This window comes from Stenotrophomonas sp. STEN147, assembly GCF_056757995.1.
Genome location: NZ_JBRRCG010000001.1, coordinates 634,660 through 651,079 on the forward strand (window position 1 = coordinate 634,660; position 16,420 = coordinate 651,079).

Consider the following 16,420-nt stretch of genomic DNA (forward strand, 5'->3'; position numbering starts at 1 on the left):
TAGTGCCGATGTCACGGCTTGCCCCGCCACTGGCTCATCAGCATCTGCAGGAAGCGTTCGGCCGTGGGCGAGAGCAGGGCACCACGGCGGCGCACGATGCCGATGGTGCGCGAGACCACCGGATTGCCGATCGGCCGGGTCACCAGGATGGGATGGTCGCCGTCCGGGGTAGCCATCTTCGGCAGCACCGACACGCCGATCCCGGCCTCGACCATGCCCAGGGAGGTGGACAGGTGGGTCACTTCGTAATGCCAGCTCAGCTTCAGGTTCTCACGGGCGAGGGCGCCATCGAGCAGGGTCCGGTTGCCACTGGTGCGATGCACGGTGATCAGCTGGTGCTGGGCAAGATCGGCCCATTCCACGCGGCGCTTGCGGGCCAGCGGATGATCGCGGCGGCAGGCCAGCACGAACGGGTCCTCGGCCAGTACATCGAAATCCAGGTTGGGATCGTTGGCCCCCATGAAATTGATGCCGAACTCCACTTCGCCGCGTTCCACTGCCTGCAGTCCCTCGGTGGCGGGAATGTCGAGGATGCGGAAGCGGACGTGCGGATGCGCGTCGTGGAAGCGTGCCATGACACTGGGCAGGAAGTAGAACGCCGCGGTGGGCAGGCAGGCGATGGTGACCGTGGCGCCGCGCGTGTCGTCGTGCCCGCGCAGCGAGAACAGCGAACCATCGAATTCCTCCAGCATGCGCCGTACCAGCGGCAGCAGGTTCTCGCCGACCGCGGTGGTGCTGACGCTGCGCGTGGTGCGTTCGAGCAGCGGCGAGCCGACGGCCTGCTCCAGCTTCTGGATCCGGCGGCTGAGCGCGGGCTGCGAGACGTGCAGGGTTTCAGCGGCGCGATGGAAGCTGCGCGTCTCGGCGACGAGCAGGAACGCGCGCAGATCGAGGATTTCGCAATTGATGCTCATACGGTATCAATCATCCAAAAATCAGCAATTCACAGATCAATCCGGCTCATGCCAGTATCGAATCACAGAGGGGTCATTCATCCCCTATACGCATCAATCTAGCACACGTATGTCGAACGATCTGCTCAGTATCCCCTGCGTCCTCATGCGTGGCGGCACGTCAAAGGGGCCGTTCTTCCTGGCCTCGGACCTGCCGGCCGACGCCGGCCTGCGCGACCAGCTGCTGCTGGAGGTGATGGGCTCGGGCCATCCGCTGCAGATCGATGGCATCGGCGGTGGCAATGCGCTGACCAGCAAGGTGGCGATCGTCAGCCCCGCCAGCCGGGCCGATGCCGATGTCGACTATCTGTTCGCGCAGGTCCGGGTCGAGCAGCGGGTGGTGGATACCACCCCCAACTGCGGCAACATGCTGGCGGCGGTCGGTCCCTTCGCGATCGAACGCGGGCTGGTTCCTGCGCGCCACCCACGCACCGAGGTGCGCATCCACAACGTCAACACCGGCAAGCTGATCGTGGCCACGGTGGAAACCCCCAACGGCCAGGTGGCTTACCGGGGCGACACGCGGATCGCGGGCGCGCCTGGCGCTGCCGCGCCGGTCCGCCTGGCCTTCCTCGACGCGGCCGGTGCACGTACCGGCCGGCTGCTGCCCAGTGGGCGGCCGCAGGATATGATCGACGGCATCGCCGTCAGCCTGGTGGATTGCGCGATGCCGATGATGATGGTGCGCGCGGCCGATCTGGGTGTCCGCGGTGACGCCTCGCCGGCGGAACTGAATGCGGATCACGCGCTGCTGGCACAGTTGGAAGCGATGCGCATCGAGGCAGGTACGCGCATGGGCATCGCCGATGCGGGCAGCAAGGTGATTCCCAAGCCGGTGCTGCTTTCCGCACCGCAGCAGGGCGGCGACCTGCAGGTGCGCTACTTCATGCCCCACCAGTGCCACACCGCGCTTGCCATCACCGGTGCGGTCGGCCTGGCCACCGCCGCGGTCACGCCCGGCACCCTGGCCAACACTTTCGTCGGATGCCTGCCGATGCCGGGCAGCATTACCCTCGAACATCCGAGCGGCCTGCTGGAAGTGGGCCTGAGCCGCAGCTCGGACGATGCGCCGGTCGTTGCCAGCGTGGTCCGTACCGCGCGCCGCCTGTTCGAAGGGCGCGTGTTCGCGACTTCGCCCGCCACTGCCGAAACCCATTCCACCGAAGCCCGCCAATGGACCTCAGCGGCATGACCTGAAACCGGTCGGGGCCGCGCAGAAGCGCGTGGCCAGGCCACTACAACGCAAATGCTTCACTCCTGGGAGGGATGATGTACAAGCAGTTCTTCATGGCCGCGCTGTGCGCGGCGAGCCTGGCCGTGTCCGGTTGCGGCAAAGACGATGCCAGCGGGGCCTCGGCGCCCGGCGGCGACAATGCGCCGGTGCGGATCAGCGTCGGTTCCTACAATCTCAACAACCTGCCGTTCTTCATCGCCGACGCCAAGGGCTACTTCAAGGACGTCGGCCTGCAGGTGAAGACCGAGAACTTCGCGCAGGGCGGCTCCAAGGTGCTGCAGGCCCTGGTCGCCAATTCGACCGACGTGGCGGTCGGCTTCTACGACCACACCATCCAGATGCAGGCCAAGCACAAGGACGTGGTCGGTTTCGTGCTGCTCTCACGCAATTCGGGCCTGGTGATGGCCGGCCGCGAGGATGCCAGCTTCGATCCGGCGCGCCCGCAGACCATCAAGGGCCAGAAGATCGGCATTACCGCCCCGGGTTCGTCATCGGACTTCTTCGTGCGCCACTTCCTGGCCCAGCACGACATCCCGGTGGACAGCATCTCGCTGATCGGCGTGGGTTCTGGTGCGGCAGCGGTGGCCGCGCTCGAGCAGGGCAAGATCGACCTGCTGGTCAACTACGATCCGGCCGCGACCCTGATCACCGAGCGCAAGGTCGGCAGGATCATCATCGATGCGCGCAGCGACGAGGGGGCACGCCAGGTGTACGGCGGTCTCTATCCCACCTCGGTGATGTACGCCAACCGCAGCTTCCTGGAGGCACGTCCTGAAGCAGCCGAGAAGATCGCCCGCGCCGAGCAGATGGCATTGAAGTTCATCGCCGACAACAGTGCCGAGGACATCGTCGCTGCGCTGCCGGACAGCTACGTCTCCGGCGACCGCGCCACCTACGCGCGCGCCGTGGAGAACGCCCGCGCCATCTTCACCACCGATGGCCACTTCACGCCCGCGGACCTGGAAACGCCGTTGAAGGTGCTGCGCGAGTTCAACAAGGACGTGGCCAACGCGGACATCGACCTGTCCCGGACCTACACCAATGCCTTCGTCGAACGCGCCAGCGCCGCGACGCAGGCAACCCAACCGTAAGCGGAGATAACCCATGGCCCTCAATGCCACCGTGCGCCAGTTCAATGGCGCGCCGCAGCTGGAGCCCGCACAGACCATGGTCGCCATCAACAAGGTGACCATGTCCTTCGGTGACTTCACCGCCGTGCGCGATGTCGATATCCAGGTCGGTAATGGCGAGTTCCTCGCCATCGTCGGTCCCACCGGGTGCGGCAAGAGCACCATCCTCAATTCCGTGGCGGGCCTGCTCAAGCCCAGCGCCGGTGACGTGAGCATCGACGGACGCGCCGTCAATGGCGTGCAGGCGTCCGTCGGCTACCTGTTCCAGCAGGACGCGCTGCTGCCGTGGAAGACCGCCTTCCAGAACGTGGAACTGGGCCTGAAGTTCCGCGGCGTCGATGAAGCCGAGCGCCGGCAGAAGGTCACCACCTGGTTGGCCAAGGTCGGCCTGACCGGCTTCGAGCACCGCTATCCGCACCAGCTCTCCGGCGGCCAGCGCAAGCGCGTGCAGATGGCGCAGGCCCTGATCGTGGAGCCCAAGGTGATCCTGATGGACGAGCCGTTCTCGGCATTGGACATCCATACCCGCCATCTGATGCAGAACGAACTGCTGCGCCTGTGGCAGGAAGACCGTCGCTCGGTGATCCTGATCACCCACGACCTGGAAGAGGCCATCGCGCTGGGCGACCGCGTGGTGGTGCTGTCCTCGGGTCCGTCAAGCCGCGTGGTGCGCAGCTTCGATGTGGACCTGGAACGCCCCCGCAACGTTGCCGAGATCAAGCTCGACGAACGTTTTACCGACCTGTACCGCGACATCTGGGCCTGCCTGCGCGGCGAAGTGGAGAAGAGCTATGCACGCCAGGACTGACCGTTTCATCCAGATCGCACTGGTCATCGCTGTGTTCGGTGGCTGGGAAGGCGGCATCGCGCTGGGCTGGATCGACCCGTTCTTCTTCCCCGCGCCCACGGCCATCGCCCAGCAGGCGTGGAACTGGTTGTCGGATACCTCGTTCTACCAGCACGTGTACATCACCCTGACCGAAACCGCGCTGGGCTACCTCATCGGTACCGGGCTGGGCGTTGCAGGCGGTGTGTGGCTGGGCCTGAGCCGGCGCTCGGCGCGCATCCTCGATCCCTTCATCAAGGGCTTCAATGCCATCCCGCGCGTGGTGCTGGCGCCGATCTTCGTACTGTGGCTGGGTCTGGGGCTGTGGTCGAAGGTGGCACTGGCGGTGACGCTGGTGTTCTTCACCACGTTCTTCAATGCCATGCAGGGCGTGCGCGAAGTGAACCCGGTGGTGCTGGCCAATGCCCGTATTCTCGGCGCCAGCCGCAGTGACCTGCTGCGTCACGTGTACTTCCCGGCGGCGGCGAGCTGGATCCTGTCCTCGCTGCGCACCTCGGTGGGCTTTGCCGTGGTCGGCGCGATCATCGGCGAATACCTGGGTGCCTCGGCGGGCCTGGGTTACCTGATCGCGCAGGCAGAAGGCAACTTCAATGCCGTGGGCGTGTTCGCCGGCATCATCATCCTGGCCGCCTTCGTGCTGGTCATCGATGCACTGCTCGACGTGGTCGAGAACAAGCTCATCACCTGGCGTCCAAACGCCCAGGCCCAGGCCACCAGCTGAGCCTGCCTGGCGCGCCGCTGGAATGATCCGGCGGCGCGCCCTTCCGTAATTCCCCCGCATCATCGCAACGGGCCAGCGCCAGGCCAGGGGGCCGGCTGGCTGGAGAGAACACCATGCATAGCCATCCCGTGCTGCCGCGTGCAGCGCTGACGGTCGCCCTTGGCCTGCTGCTGGCCAGCGGCCATGCCGGAGCACAGGCCGCCACGGCCCCACCGGCCCCGCTGAGCCAGGCCGAACTTGCCGCGCTGGTGCAGCAGCAGGCGCAGCAGATCCAGCAACTGCAGTCGCGACTGGATGCGCTGGAAGGCGTCGGTACGACCGCCGGCAACGCGGCGGCTGCCCCTCCTGCGCCTGCCCTGGAAACCCGTGTTGCGGCGCTGGAAACCCAGCAGTCCAAGGCGCCGAAGGTGTCGTGGTCGAAGGGCGCGCCGGAATTCAGCAGCGCTGACGGCAACGTGATCTTCCGCCCGCGCGGTCGTCTGTTCGTGGACGGCTCCAGCACCGACGGCTCGTCCAGCAGCGACCGCAACATCTCCGGTACCGAGATCCGTTCGGTGCGCCTGGGCGCGGAGGGCCGCTACGGCACGCTCGGCTGGGTGGTGGAGGGCGACTTCGCTGACAACGAGGTGGCGTGGAAGTCGGTGTATGCCACCGTGGACCACAGGCTGTTCGGCCTGCCTGCCGACCTCACCGTGGGCAACCGGCTCAACGACCGCGGCATCGATGGCTCCAGCAGCACCTCCAACACGCCGTTCCCGGACCGCAACGTGGTGGGCACGCTGATGCTGCCGCAGCGGGGCCTGTTCGGCGTCGGCCTCACCGAGCGCGTGTACGGCAAGGGCTGGCACGCCAGCCTGTCGGTGGCCGGCAACGACCTCAACAATGCCGGCGACAACAACGACAGCCAGACCTGGGCCACCCGCGTCCACTGGAACCCGATCGACAGCAAGGCCGCGACCGTGCATCTGGGGGCGTGGGCGTTCCACGAAGAGATCGCCGCAGGCTCCTCGGGCGTGCTGCGCAGCTCCGCCATTGCCGGCCACTTCAACGACCTGGTCAAGATCACACCGGGCACGCTGGTCGGCACCGATCGCAGCACCGCCTACGGTGTGGAAGCGGCGGGCTTCTTTGGCCAGGGCTGGGCCACGGGCGAGTGGGGCACGCGCAACCTGCGCGGCGCCGATGCCAGCGGCCGCTACGACCTCGATCACCAGGCCTGGGCGGTTTCCGCCGGCTGGTTCCTTGGCGGGGCCAGCCCGGCGTACTCGGGTAAGACCGGCACCTGGGGCCGGGTCAAGGTGGCCGATCCGGTCACCCGTGGCGGGCGGGGCACATGGGAACTGCGCGCGCGCTACGAGGACGTGGACTACTCGGAACTGCCGACCGGCGGTACCGGACATGCGTGGACGGTGGGGGCCAACTGGTATCTCAACGACTACAGCCGGGTGATGCTCGACGTGATCCGCTGGCAGACCGACAACCCCACCGGTGCGGTGCGCGGCAAGGACGAGGGCACGACGGTCAATACCCGGCTGCAGGTTGCGTTCTGAGTGAAGGCATCAAGCTGAACGGACAATGCCGGCCACGTGCCGGCATTGCCGTGAAGGGGGATCGGCTGGCGGTATGACGCCTTGAGTATGTATAATTCGTACATACCGAAGAGGGCCTACCCATGGAAGCCACTGTCGCCGAACGCGGTCAGATCACCCTGCCCAAAGCTGTGCGTGACGCCCTGGGCCTGACCAAGGGCACCCAGCTCAAGGTCGAACTGGACGGCAGCCGCATCATTCTGCGCAAGAGTGTCGACGACGCGATTTCACGGGCGCGCGGCAAGTTCGCGCTGGACGGCTTTGATTCCGCCGACGCCGCCGTACGCGCGGTGCGCGACGAGGACTAAGCCGTGATGATCGCCGTCGATTCCCCTGTGCTGGTCGAACTGCTGAGCAATGGCCCGCAGGCCGACGCCGTCGAGGCCTGCCTGCGGCAGAGCCTAGTCGGCGGCAAGGTGGTGGTGTGCGGGGCAACCCTGGCCGAAGTCTGCGCCAGCCTGCGCGGCGGGGCCGAGGTGCTGGAAGCGCTGGAAGAGATGGGCGTCCACTTCAACGCGCTGGAAGCCAAATCGGCATTGCGCGCCGGCGAGATGCATCGCCGCCACCGCCAGCGTGGTACCCAGCGCCGCAGCCTGGACGACTTCATGGTGGGGGCCCATGCACTGCTGCAGTGCGACGGGCTCATCACCTGGAACGACACGTTTTACCGCGACTACTTCAAGGGCCTGAAGCTGATCGTGCCGCACGCCTGAGCCCGTTGCATTCCTTTCACTGTTCCATAACCGCATTACCCGGGAGTTGTCATGTTGGAAGCCTATCGCCACCACGTAGCCGAGCGCGCCGCGCTTGGCATCCCGCCGCTGCCGCTGACCGCCCAGCAGACGGCAGACGTCATTGAACTGTTGAAGAACCCGCCGGCGGGCGAGGCCGAGTTCCTGCTCGACCTGCTGACCCATCGTGTGCCGGCCGGCGTGGACGACGCCGCCAAGGTCAAGGCCTCGTACCTGGCCGCGATCGCGCTGGGCAGCGAGCAGAACCCGCTGATCAGCCGCGAGCGCGCCACCGAGCTGCTGGGCACCATGCTGGGCGGTTACAACGTGGCCCCGCTGGTGCAGCTGCTGGACGACGCCAGCGTCGGCACCATCGCCGCCGACGGCCTGAAGAACACCCTGCTGGTGTTCGATGCGTTCCACGACGTGCAGGACAAGGCCAAGGCCGGCAATGCCAATGCCCAGGCCGTGCTGCAGAGCTGGGCCGACGCCGAGTGGTTCACCAGCAAGCCGGAAGTGCCGCAGAGCCTGACCATCACCGTGTTCAAGGTGCCGGGCGAAACCAACACCGACGACCTGTCGCCGGCGCCGGACGCCACCACCCGTCCTGACATTCCGATGCACGCCCTGGCGATGCTGAAGAACAAGCGCGATGACGCGCCGTTCACTCCGGAAGAAGACGGCAAGCGCGGCCCGATCCAGCAGATCCTGTCGCTGAAGGACAAGGGTCACCTGGTGGCCTACGTCGGCGACGTGGTCGGCACCGGTTCCTCGCGCAAGTCGGCGACCAACAGCGTGCTGTGGTGGACCGGCGACGACATCCCCTACATCCCCAACAAGCGCGCCGGTGGCGTGTGCCTGGGCGGCAAGATCGCCCCGATCTTCTACAACACCATGGAAGATGCCGGCGCGCTGCCGATCGAGCTGGATGTCTCGAAGATGGAGCACGGCGACGTTGTCGAACTGCGTCCGTACGACGGCAAGGCACTGAAGAACGGCGAAGTGATCGCCGAGTTCGAAGTGAAGTCCGAAGTGCTGTTCGACGAAGTGCGCGCCGGCGGCCGCATTCCGTTGATCGTCGGCCGTGGCCTGACCGGCAAGGCGCGCGAAGCGCTGGGCCTGGCCCCGACCACCCTGTTCCGCCTGCCGGTGCAGCCGGCCGACACCGGCAAGGGCTTCTCGCTGGCACAGAAGATGGTCGGCCGCGCCTGCGGTCTGCCGGAAGGCCAGGGCATGCGCCCGGGTACCTACTGCGAACCGAAGATGACCTCGGTGGGCTCGCAGGACACCACCGGTCCGATGACCCGTGACGAGCTGAAGGATCTGGCCTGCCTGGGCTTCTCGGCCGACCTGGTCATGCAGTCGTTCTGCCACACCGCCGCGTATCCGAAGCCGGTGGACGTGAAGACCCACCACACGCTGCCGGAGTTCATCTCCACCCGTGGTGGCATCTCGCTGCGTCCGGGCGACGGCGTGATCCACAGCTGGCTCAACCGCATGCTGCTGCCCGACACCGTCGGCACCGGCGGCGACTCGCACACCCGTTTCCCGGTGGGCATTTCGTTCCCGGCCGGCTCGGGCCTGGTGGCCTTCGCCGCCGCCACCGGCGTGATGCCGCTGGACATGCCGGAATCGGTGCTGGTGCGCTTCAAGGGCCAGATGCAGCCGGGCGTGACCCTGCGTGACCTGGTCAACGCGATTCCGCTGTACGCGATCAAGTCGGGCCTGCTGACGGTTGCCAAGGCTGGCAAGAAGAACATCTTCTCCGGCCGCATCCTGGAAATCGAAGGCCTGCCGGAGCTGAAGGTCGAGCAGGCGTTCGAGCTCTCCGACGCGTCGGCCGAGCGTTCGGCCGCCGGTTGCTCGGTGCGCCTGAACAAGGAGCCGATCATCGAGTACCTGACCAGCAACATCACCCTGCTGAAGTGGATGATTGCCGAGGGTTACCAGGATCCGCGTTCGCTGCAGCGTCGCATCGAGAAGATGGAGGCCTGGCTGGCCAACCCGCAGCTGCTGGAGCCGGACGCCGACGCCGAGTACGCCGCCGTCATCGAGATCGACCTGGCCGACATCCACGAGCCGATCGTGGCCTGCCCGAACGATCCGGACGACGTGAAGACCCTGTCCGAAGTGGCCGGCGCCAAGATCGACGAAGTGTTCATCGGTTCGTGCATGACCAACATCGGTCACTTCCGTGCGGCCGCGAAGCTGCTGGAAGGCAAGCGCGACCTGCCGACCCGTCTGTGGGTGGCCCCGCCGACCAAGATGGACGCTTCCGAGCTGACCAAGGAAGGCGTGTACGGCACCTTCGGTGCGACCGGCGCGCGCATGGAAATGCCCGGCTGCTCGCTGTGCATGGGCAACCAGGCGCAGATCCGCGAAGGCTCCACCGCGATGTCGACCTCGACCCGCAACTTCCCGAACCGTCTGGGCCGCAACACCAACGTGTACCTGGGTTCGGCCGAGCTGGCCGCGATCTGCTCGCGTCTGGGCCGCATCCCGACCAAGGAAGAGTACATGGCCGACGTCGGCGTGATCGCCGCCAGCGGCAGCGAGATCTACCGCTACATGAACTTCGACCAGATCGAGGAATACCAGGACGTGGCCAATACGGTCGCCGCCTGAGTCTCGTGATCGGTTGATGTGTTGAACGAAGGCCCCCGGATGTTTCCGGGGGCCTTTTTCATGCACTGCAATTCACGCATTGCGTCATGTGGCTTCACGGTGCCGGCTCCAGGTAGAGACACGCCATGCGTGTCCGCGGTTGGATTCAGGCGAACAGCCGGTGTGCAACGGTCTTCTGGTTTGGGGGGGGGCATCGGTGGCCACGGGAACTGCCATTGCATCTGCGACCAAAATCTTCGTACGCATTGCGTACAGGTGGGCCTGTGCCTTTGAATGAACGATGCCCGATGCTGGTACGGTCGGTTATCAGCCGAGTGCCGATAACGTGGATCGGTGCATTGACGCATGGACCTGTGTCGGAGACGCGACCTTCGTGTCAGGTCATGCGTTATCGCCTGTGGAATCGTTCCTTGCAGTCCTCTGTCGATCAACCCTACCGATCCGTCGTCTCTCACCACGTGCCCCATTCGGCGGTGTGCGAACCCAGAGTGCAAGCCAGGCCGGGCAGAGCCCGGCGCGACGCTTCAACATTGGCGAACGGGAGGGAAGATCAACGCCGATCCCTCGGTCTTTCACTCCCAGAAGTCATCCTTCAGAAGATTGTTCTTCGACGGTAGAGGCTCATGGTAGCTCTCCATCGTCGTTTGAAGCGGGGGGCGAACCGGCGTGATCAAGACATTCGCAACGGGGTTCGGCTGCGACGGCGGGGGAGCGGGAGGGGTGCTCGAAGCGCTGTCTTTGGGGTCGCTCATGTAAGAATTCCTTGAGGTATGTTGGCAGGTGATTGCGGCTGTTGGGGAGCGGCATTACTCGATGTCGTCGGTGCTTCGGCCGGCGTCTTCTTTCGTGGAGAGGATGCATCAAGATCGAATGCGATGAACAGCACCGCAGAGACAAGTAATGGGGCGGACGCGTAAAGCAGCAGCATCAATGCCCTGCGATTCGCTGCTTTTCGGAAATCATTGACCCGTCGATTCAGATCCGTGCATCGTGCGATTGAATCCGATATGTACAACGCCACCTCATTGGAAGCAATGTTCGGCTTGACTGCTCCACTCGTATCGGAGTGAATGAGCTGCACCGAATTTCGATAGGTGACGGACGCTGTCGCACTTGGGAAGGTCGTGTAGGTAACCCCGGAAAGTGCCGTTGCGGTGAAATAGATCGAAGCAGCCAACAGAATGGTGAAGACGCCTAATGAAACGTAGAAGAGAGTGATCCCGACCTGGCTCGCGCTGTAGTCCATCATTCTTGACATGTATGCGGCTGCAGCAATGGCCGTTGCATAGAGACCAAAGTTCAGTTGAAGCCGGGTGAATATGCGCTCACGGTCATCGAGCTCGTGGAAGTAGATCTGGAGAAGGAGCGCATCCAGGTCATCGGTTGGGCGCGAAGTTCCGTTATTCAATCGTGCTTCCTCCATGTTCTTTCATGTGCGATTCGATGCGTCACTCTGCAATGTTGGGTTTGTCAGGCGCGCGCCAATGCCATCAGGCGCTCGGCGATCCGTTCCAGCGGCACCTGTTCCTCGGCCGCGCCGAGCTTGAACGCGGCGCCGGGCATGCCCCAGACCACACTGGTGGCTTCATCCTGCACCAGCGTCGGAGCGCCTGCCTGGCGCATTTCCAGCAGGCCGCGCGCGCCGTCATCGCCCATGCCCGTGAGAATGGCGCCGATGGCATTGCCGCCGGCACTCTGGGCCACCGAACGGAACAGCACATCGACCGCAGGCTTGTGCCGGTTCACGGCTGGGCCGTCATCGACGCGGCAACGCCAGCGCGCACCATCGCGGATGATCCGCAGGTGCCTGCCGCCCGGCGGCAGATAGGCATGGCCGGGCAGCACGGCTTCGCCGTCGCTGGCCTCGCGCACGGCCATGGCCGAATGCCGGTCGAGGCGTTCGGCGAAGGCGCTGCTGAAGCTGGCCGGCAGGTGCTGGGTCATCACCACCGCCGGTGCATCGGCGGGCAGGCCTTCCAGCACCACGCGCAGGGCTTCGGTGCCACCGGCTGACGAACCGATCGCGATCAGGCGGTCGGTGGTGCGGAACTGTGGTGCCACCGAGCGCGATGCCGGTGCCGCATCCAGGGTGAGTTTCGGTGCCGCAGCCCGCAGCAGCGGCCGCACCCGCGAGCGTGCGGCCATCTTCACCTTGCCGATGATTTCTTCGGCATAGCCCTGCAGTCCGCGCGCCACATCGAGCTTCGGCTTGGAAATGAAATCCACGGCACCCAGTGCCAGCGCCTGCAGGGTCGTGTCGGCCCCCCGCTCGGTCAGCGAAGAAATCATCACCACCGGCAAGGGATGCAGGCGCATCAGGTTTTCCAGGAAGGCCAGCCCGTCCATGCGCGGCATTTCCACGTCCAGGGTGATCACGTCCGGAGCGAGGCGCTTGATCTTCTCGCGTGCCAGCAGCGGATCGGCGGCGGTGCCGACCACCTCGATGGCCGGATCGCTGGAGAGGATCTCGGTCAGCATCTGCCGCACGACGGCGGAGTCGTCCACGATCAGGACCCGGCAGGGGGCGTTGCCGGTCAGGGTCATTCGAACAGCTCCACGCCACCGGTGACCGGGGCCCTGGACAGACGGGCACGCACTGCCGATTCGGTGGCGGCCACTTCCGCTTCGTGGGCATGTGGCAGACGCTGCACGACCACGCGCCCGGTATCGGCAAAGAACCAGATCTTGCGTGGATGGATGCCGCACAGATCTTCGGCGATGATCGGAATATGCTCGGCCTGCAGGTACTGGCGCACGAACTCGGCGTTGCGGGTGCCCACGGGATTGCTGGTGAAACCCTTGAGCACGTTGGCGCCACCGAACACCTTGGCTTCCAGGCGCTTGCGGTGCGCACCGCGCTTGAGCATGTCGTTGATGAGAAGCTCCATCGCATAGCTGCCGTAGCGTGCAGGCGCGCCGTCGCCGGCATTGCCTTCCGGCAGCAGGAAGTGGTTCATGCCGCCTATCTTCAGCACCGGATCGCGCAGACACGCAGCCACGCAGGAGCCCAGCGTGGTGGTCAGCGCAGTGGTGTCGTCGACCACCAGGTACTGGGTCGGCAACAGCTTGGCGGCGAGGGTCTGGAAGCGCGCATCCTGGTAGCGCATCACCTCGTCGGTGCGCAGCGAGGCGTTCATGCCCCGGCCCCCTGCGCGCGGCGGTACAGGGTGCGGCCACAGGGCTGGATCAGATCGGCCGCGTGCAGGTAGTTCTCCGAGTGGCCGGTGTAGAGCAGTCCATCATCGGTGAGATGCTGCACCAGCCGGCCAAGGATGGCGCGTTGGGTCGGCTTGTCGAAATAGATCATCACGTTGCGGCAGAACAGCGCATCGAACGGGCCGCCAACGTCGTAGCGCGGGGCAAGAAGATTCTGCGGGCGGAACTCGATCAGCTCGCGCAGTGCGGGCAGTACCCGGCACTGGCCCTCGTTGGGGCCACTGCCACGCTGGAAATACCGGCGGCGAAGCTCCGGATCGAGGCTGGCGACGCGGTCGATGGCGTACACGCCACGGCCTGCGGTGGCCAGGACCTGTGTGTCGACATCGGTGGCGATGATGCGGACCGGCGGCTTCAGGCTGCCGAACGCCTCGCACGCGGTGATCGCCATGGAGTAGGGTTCCTCACCGGTGGATGCGGCGCAGGACCACAGCAGCAGCGGGGCGTGGCCGGAGCGCTGCCGCAGTTCCTCGCGCAGCTTGTCGAAATGGTGGGGCTCACGGAAAAAGGAGGTGAGGTTGGTGGTCAGGGCGTTGGTGAACGCCTGCCATTCGTCACCACCTTCCTGTTCCAGATGGTCGAGGTACTGCTGGAAGCTGCGCATGCCGAGTGTGCGCAGGCGACGCGACAGGCGGCCATAGACCATGTCGCGCTTGGCGGGCGCGAGGGCGATGCCTACCCGCTGGTAGATCAGGTCGCAGACACGGCGGAAATCCCGGTCGGCGAACTCGAACTCGCGCGGGCCGGTGACGATGGGGCTGGGACTATGCACGGGGGACGTGTCCATCGGCGTGGGCGGTGGCCGCAGCCACCGCGGGTTCTCAGAATTCCTGCCAGTCGCTGGCGACGACGGGGGGAGTGTGGGCGCGGCGGACCGGCGCGGCCGGCGCACGCGCGCGTGCCGTGTCGGCCGTTACCGATGGCTCCACCCGTGCGGCCACCGCCTCCACTGCGGCGGCTACTTGGTTGTCGAGGCGGAAGATCGCCACGGCATCGGCCAGCTGCGCGGCCTGTTCCTCCATCGCCCGTGCAGCGGCGGTGGCTTCCTCCACCAGCGCGGCATTCTGCTGGGTGGTCTCGTCCATCTGCACCACGGTCTGGTTGACCTGCTCGATGCCCGCGCTCTGTTCTTGCGAGGCCGCGGAAATCTCGGCCATGATGTCGGTCACGCGCTGCACCGAGGCGACGATCTCGCCCATGGTGGCGCCGGCCTTGTGCACCAGCGCAGAACCATCGGCGACCTTGCTCACCGAGTCGTCGATCAGGCCTTTGATCTCCTTGGCGGCAGCGGCCGAGCGCTGGGCGAGGGTGCGCACTTCGCTGGCGACCACCGCAAAGCCGCGGCCCTGTTCGCCGGCGCGGGCGGCCTCGACCGCGGCATTGAGGGCCAGGATGTTGGTCTGGAACGCGATGCCGTCGATGACGCTGATGATCTCGGCGATCTTCTTCGAGGAGGCTTCGATGGCGGACATGGTGGTGACTACCTGGCCGACGACTTCGCCGCCCTGGGAGGCGACGCCATGGGCGCCGATGGCGAGCTGGTTGGCCTGGCGGGCGTGCTCGGCGTTCTGGCGCACGGTGGAGGTCAGTTCCTCCATCGAGGCGGCGGTTTCTTCCAGGTTGGCGGCCTGCTGTTCGGTGCGGCGTGACAGATCGTTGTTGCCCGAGGCGATCTCGCCGGCGGCCAGCGTGATGCTGGAGGCGCTGGCCTGGATCTGGCCAACGATGCGGGTCAGCTGGGTGACGGTGGCATTGGCATCGTCACGCATGCGTGCGAACACGCCCTGGTAGTCGCCCTGCATGCGGGCGGTCAGGTCGCCTTCGGCGATGGCTGACAGCAGCTGTGACAGCTTGCCGAGGTTCTCATCGCTGACTGCCATCATCGCGTTGAGGTTTTCCAGCATGGCGCGGAAATCGTGATCGAAGCGCTGTGCGTCGCCACGGCGGCTGAAGTCACCGGCAGCGGCGGCGCCGGCCAGCTGCTTGATCTCGGCATTGATGCGGCCGAGGTTGTCCTTGACGGTATCGACGGCGTCGGTCATCGCCGCCTTCTCGCCCGGGTAGCGGGCGATATCACGGCTCAGATCGCCGACGGCGTATTGCTGGACGACATCGAGCACATCATGAAGGGTCTGCACGTGGCCGCCGACCAGCGCATTGGTCTCCTGCACCATCAGCCCATACTCGCCGGGGAATGCGCTGGCATCGATGCGGTAGCTGAGTTCACCGGCATCGTGGCGACGTGCCATCTCGCGTTGGCCGCCGATCACGGCGTGCAGCTGCCGCTGCATGGCGGACATCGCGTCGAGCAGGCGGCCGGGCTCGTCATGCGGCTGCGGGCCGATATGGCTGTCCAGTCTGCCAGCGGCGATGCCTTCGGCCACGGCCGTAGCCTGCTTCAACGGTACCGCGATGCGGTTGCCGATCAGCCAGCTCAAGGCCAGCACGATCAGAACCACCACGCCACCGGAGATCGCCATGATCGTGGTGAACACCAGGGCCTGCTTCTGCACGTCGTCCGTGTAGACGCCACTGCTGATGACCCAGTTCCACGGCGCGAACAGCCCGGCATAGGCGATCTTGCCGACGGTGCCTTCGCTGCCGGGCTTGGCCCAGCGGTAGTCGACGAAGCCGCCCCCGGCCTTGGCTGCCTCGACTTGCTGGTAATAGATGCGCACCCCTTCATCGGTGCGGAAATCCTTCATGTCCTTGCCGACCAGGTCCTTGCGGAACGGGTGCATGAGTACCCGGTAGCCGGTGTCGTAGACGTTGTAGTAGTAGGTGTCGTTCTCGGCACGCATCCTCTCCAACGCCTGCAGTGCGGCGGCCTTGGCTGCCTCTTCGCTGAGCTCGCCGGTACCGGCCAGGCGGTGGTAGTGCTGGACAATGCCGTAACTCAGTTCGACCTGGGTCTTCAGCGAGGTCTTGCGCGTTTCGGTCAGGTCCAGGTACTGCATGCGGGCGGCGATCACCGACAGCGCGACCACGCCCAGCGCGATGAGCAGCGTGAGCAGATTGAGCTTGCGCCGGACGGAGAGATTGCTGAAGTAGTGTTGCCAGCGATGCATGAGGTTCATCGAGCAGGACCAGTTTGAAGCAGGCGGGCGGCGCGAGCCGGCCACGGCGGAATACACCATGACACCCCCGTTATCGGCCGCGGTCGCGCGGGATTGAGGTGGCGTGCCGGAACGCATTCAGGTTTCCTTGCAGCGGCGGCTGCGGCGCTGCCTGCGGCAGGCTTTTGAAGCGACGGCAACGGCAACTGCAACAGCAACGGCAACGGCAGGTCATGGCGATGGGGTGCTACGGTTTGGCCGGGTCGGGGTGGGCAGGCAGGACACGCCGTGAACCCATCCATGGGGGCTCGATGGCGC

14 protein-coding genes are annotated in these 16,420 nt (G+C 65.7%); 8 read left to right on the top strand and 6 right to left on the bottom strand.

The window, feature by feature from the left end; all coding sequences use genetic code 11:
• Window positions 1-11: 11 nt before the first annotated feature.
• A complete protein-coding gene (locus ACVOKU_RS02795) occupies window positions 12-914 on the bottom strand; it encodes a LysR family transcriptional regulator (protein WP_053519987.1) in 903 nt (300 codons plus the stop codon).
• A 109-nt stretch (window positions 915-1,023) separates the two neighbouring features.
• On the opposite strand from ACVOKU_RS02795, the gene ACVOKU_RS02800 reads away from it, so the two are divergent.
• The 8 genes from ACVOKU_RS02800 (at window position 1,024) to acnB (ending at window position 9,830) form a co-directional block, all read left to right on the top strand.
• Entirely contained in the window at window positions 1,024-2,145 is a 1,122-nt protein-coding gene (locus ACVOKU_RS02800; RefSeq protein ID WP_481559009.1) for a 4-oxalomesaconate tautomerase, read from the top strand.
• A gap of 77 nt (window positions 2,146-2,222) precedes the next feature.
• Entirely contained in the window at window positions 2,223-3,278 is a 1,056-nt protein-coding gene (locus ACVOKU_RS02805) for an ABC transporter substrate-binding protein (RefSeq protein ID WP_053519997.1), read from the top strand.
• Window positions 3,279-3,291: 13 nt separating this feature from the next.
• Entirely contained in the window at window positions 3,292-4,125 is an 834-nt protein-coding gene (locus tag ACVOKU_RS02810) for an ABC transporter ATP-binding protein (RefSeq protein ID WP_164152601.1), read from the top strand.
• On the top strand, window positions 4,109-4,885 hold the full coding sequence (locus ACVOKU_RS02815) for an ABC transporter permease (protein WP_053519990.1): 777 nt from the start codon (window positions 4,109-4,111) through the stop codon (window positions 4,883-4,885). Before ACVOKU_RS02810 ends, ACVOKU_RS02815 begins: the two co-directional genes overlap by 17 nt.
• A 113-nt stretch (window positions 4,886-4,998) precedes the next feature.
• Window positions 4,999-6,435: an OprO/OprP family phosphate-selective porin gene (locus ACVOKU_RS02820; protein ID WP_481559010.1), complete on the top strand. Its 1,437-nt coding sequence runs from the start codon at window positions 4,999-5,001 to the stop codon at window positions 6,433-6,435.
• Between the two features lie 122 nt (window positions 6,436-6,557).
• Complete coding sequence (locus ACVOKU_RS02825; protein ID WP_053519992.1) at window positions 6,558-6,782, top strand: AbrB/MazE/SpoVT family DNA-binding domain-containing protein; 225 nt, start codon at window positions 6,558-6,560, stop codon at window positions 6,780-6,782.
• Window positions 6,783-6,788: 6 nt separating this feature from the next.
• The gene (locus ACVOKU_RS02830; protein ID WP_053519993.1) at window positions 6,789-7,187 is read left to right on the top strand and encodes a type II toxin-antitoxin system VapC family toxin; all 399 of its coding nucleotides are present in this window, start codon (window positions 6,789-6,791) and stop codon (window positions 7,185-7,187) included.
• A gap of 51 nt (window positions 7,188-7,238) precedes the next feature.
• On the top strand, window positions 7,239-9,830 hold the full coding sequence (acnB, locus tag ACVOKU_RS02835; RefSeq protein ID WP_193396858.1) for a bifunctional aconitate hydratase 2/2-methylisocitrate dehydratase: 2,592 nt from the start codon (window positions 7,239-7,241) through the stop codon (window positions 9,828-9,830).
• Window positions 9,831-10,578: 748 nt separating this feature from the next.
• Here acnB and ACVOKU_RS02840 read toward each other — a convergent pair.
• The 5 genes from ACVOKU_RS02840 to ACVOKU_RS02860 are packed head-to-tail and all read right to left on the bottom strand — an operon-like array spanning window position 10,579 to window position 16,123.
• On the bottom strand, window positions 10,579-11,253 hold the full coding sequence (locus ACVOKU_RS02840) for a hypothetical protein (protein WP_481559011.1): 675 nt from the start codon (window positions 11,251-11,253) through the stop codon (window positions 10,579-10,581).
• A gap of 47 nt (window positions 11,254-11,300) precedes the next feature.
• The gene (locus ACVOKU_RS02845) at window positions 11,301-12,374 is read right to left on the bottom strand and encodes a protein-glutamate methylesterase/protein-glutamine glutaminase (protein ID WP_481559012.1); all 1,074 of its coding nucleotides are present in this window, start codon (window positions 12,372-12,374) and stop codon (window positions 11,301-11,303) included.
• Window positions 12,371-12,967 (bottom strand): chemoreceptor glutamine deamidase CheD, encoded by a 597-nt coding sequence (gene cheD, locus ACVOKU_RS02850; RefSeq protein ID WP_053519995.1) that lies wholly within the window; start codon window positions 12,965-12,967, stop codon window positions 12,371-12,373. The genes ACVOKU_RS02845 and cheD overlap by 4 nt, the downstream gene beginning before the upstream one ends.
• Window positions 12,964-13,833 (bottom strand): CheR family methyltransferase, encoded by an 870-nt coding sequence (locus ACVOKU_RS02855; protein WP_481559013.1) that lies wholly within the window; start codon window positions 13,831-13,833, stop codon window positions 12,964-12,966. The genes cheD and ACVOKU_RS02855 overlap by 4 nt, the downstream gene beginning before the upstream one ends.
• 34 nt (window positions 13,834-13,867) lie before the next feature.
• Window positions 13,868-16,123, bottom strand: coding sequence for a methyl-accepting chemotaxis protein (locus tag ACVOKU_RS02860; RefSeq protein ID WP_481559014.1), 2,256 nt, complete (start codon window positions 16,121-16,123; stop codon window positions 13,868-13,870).
• Window positions 16,124-16,420: the final 297 nt, after the last annotated feature.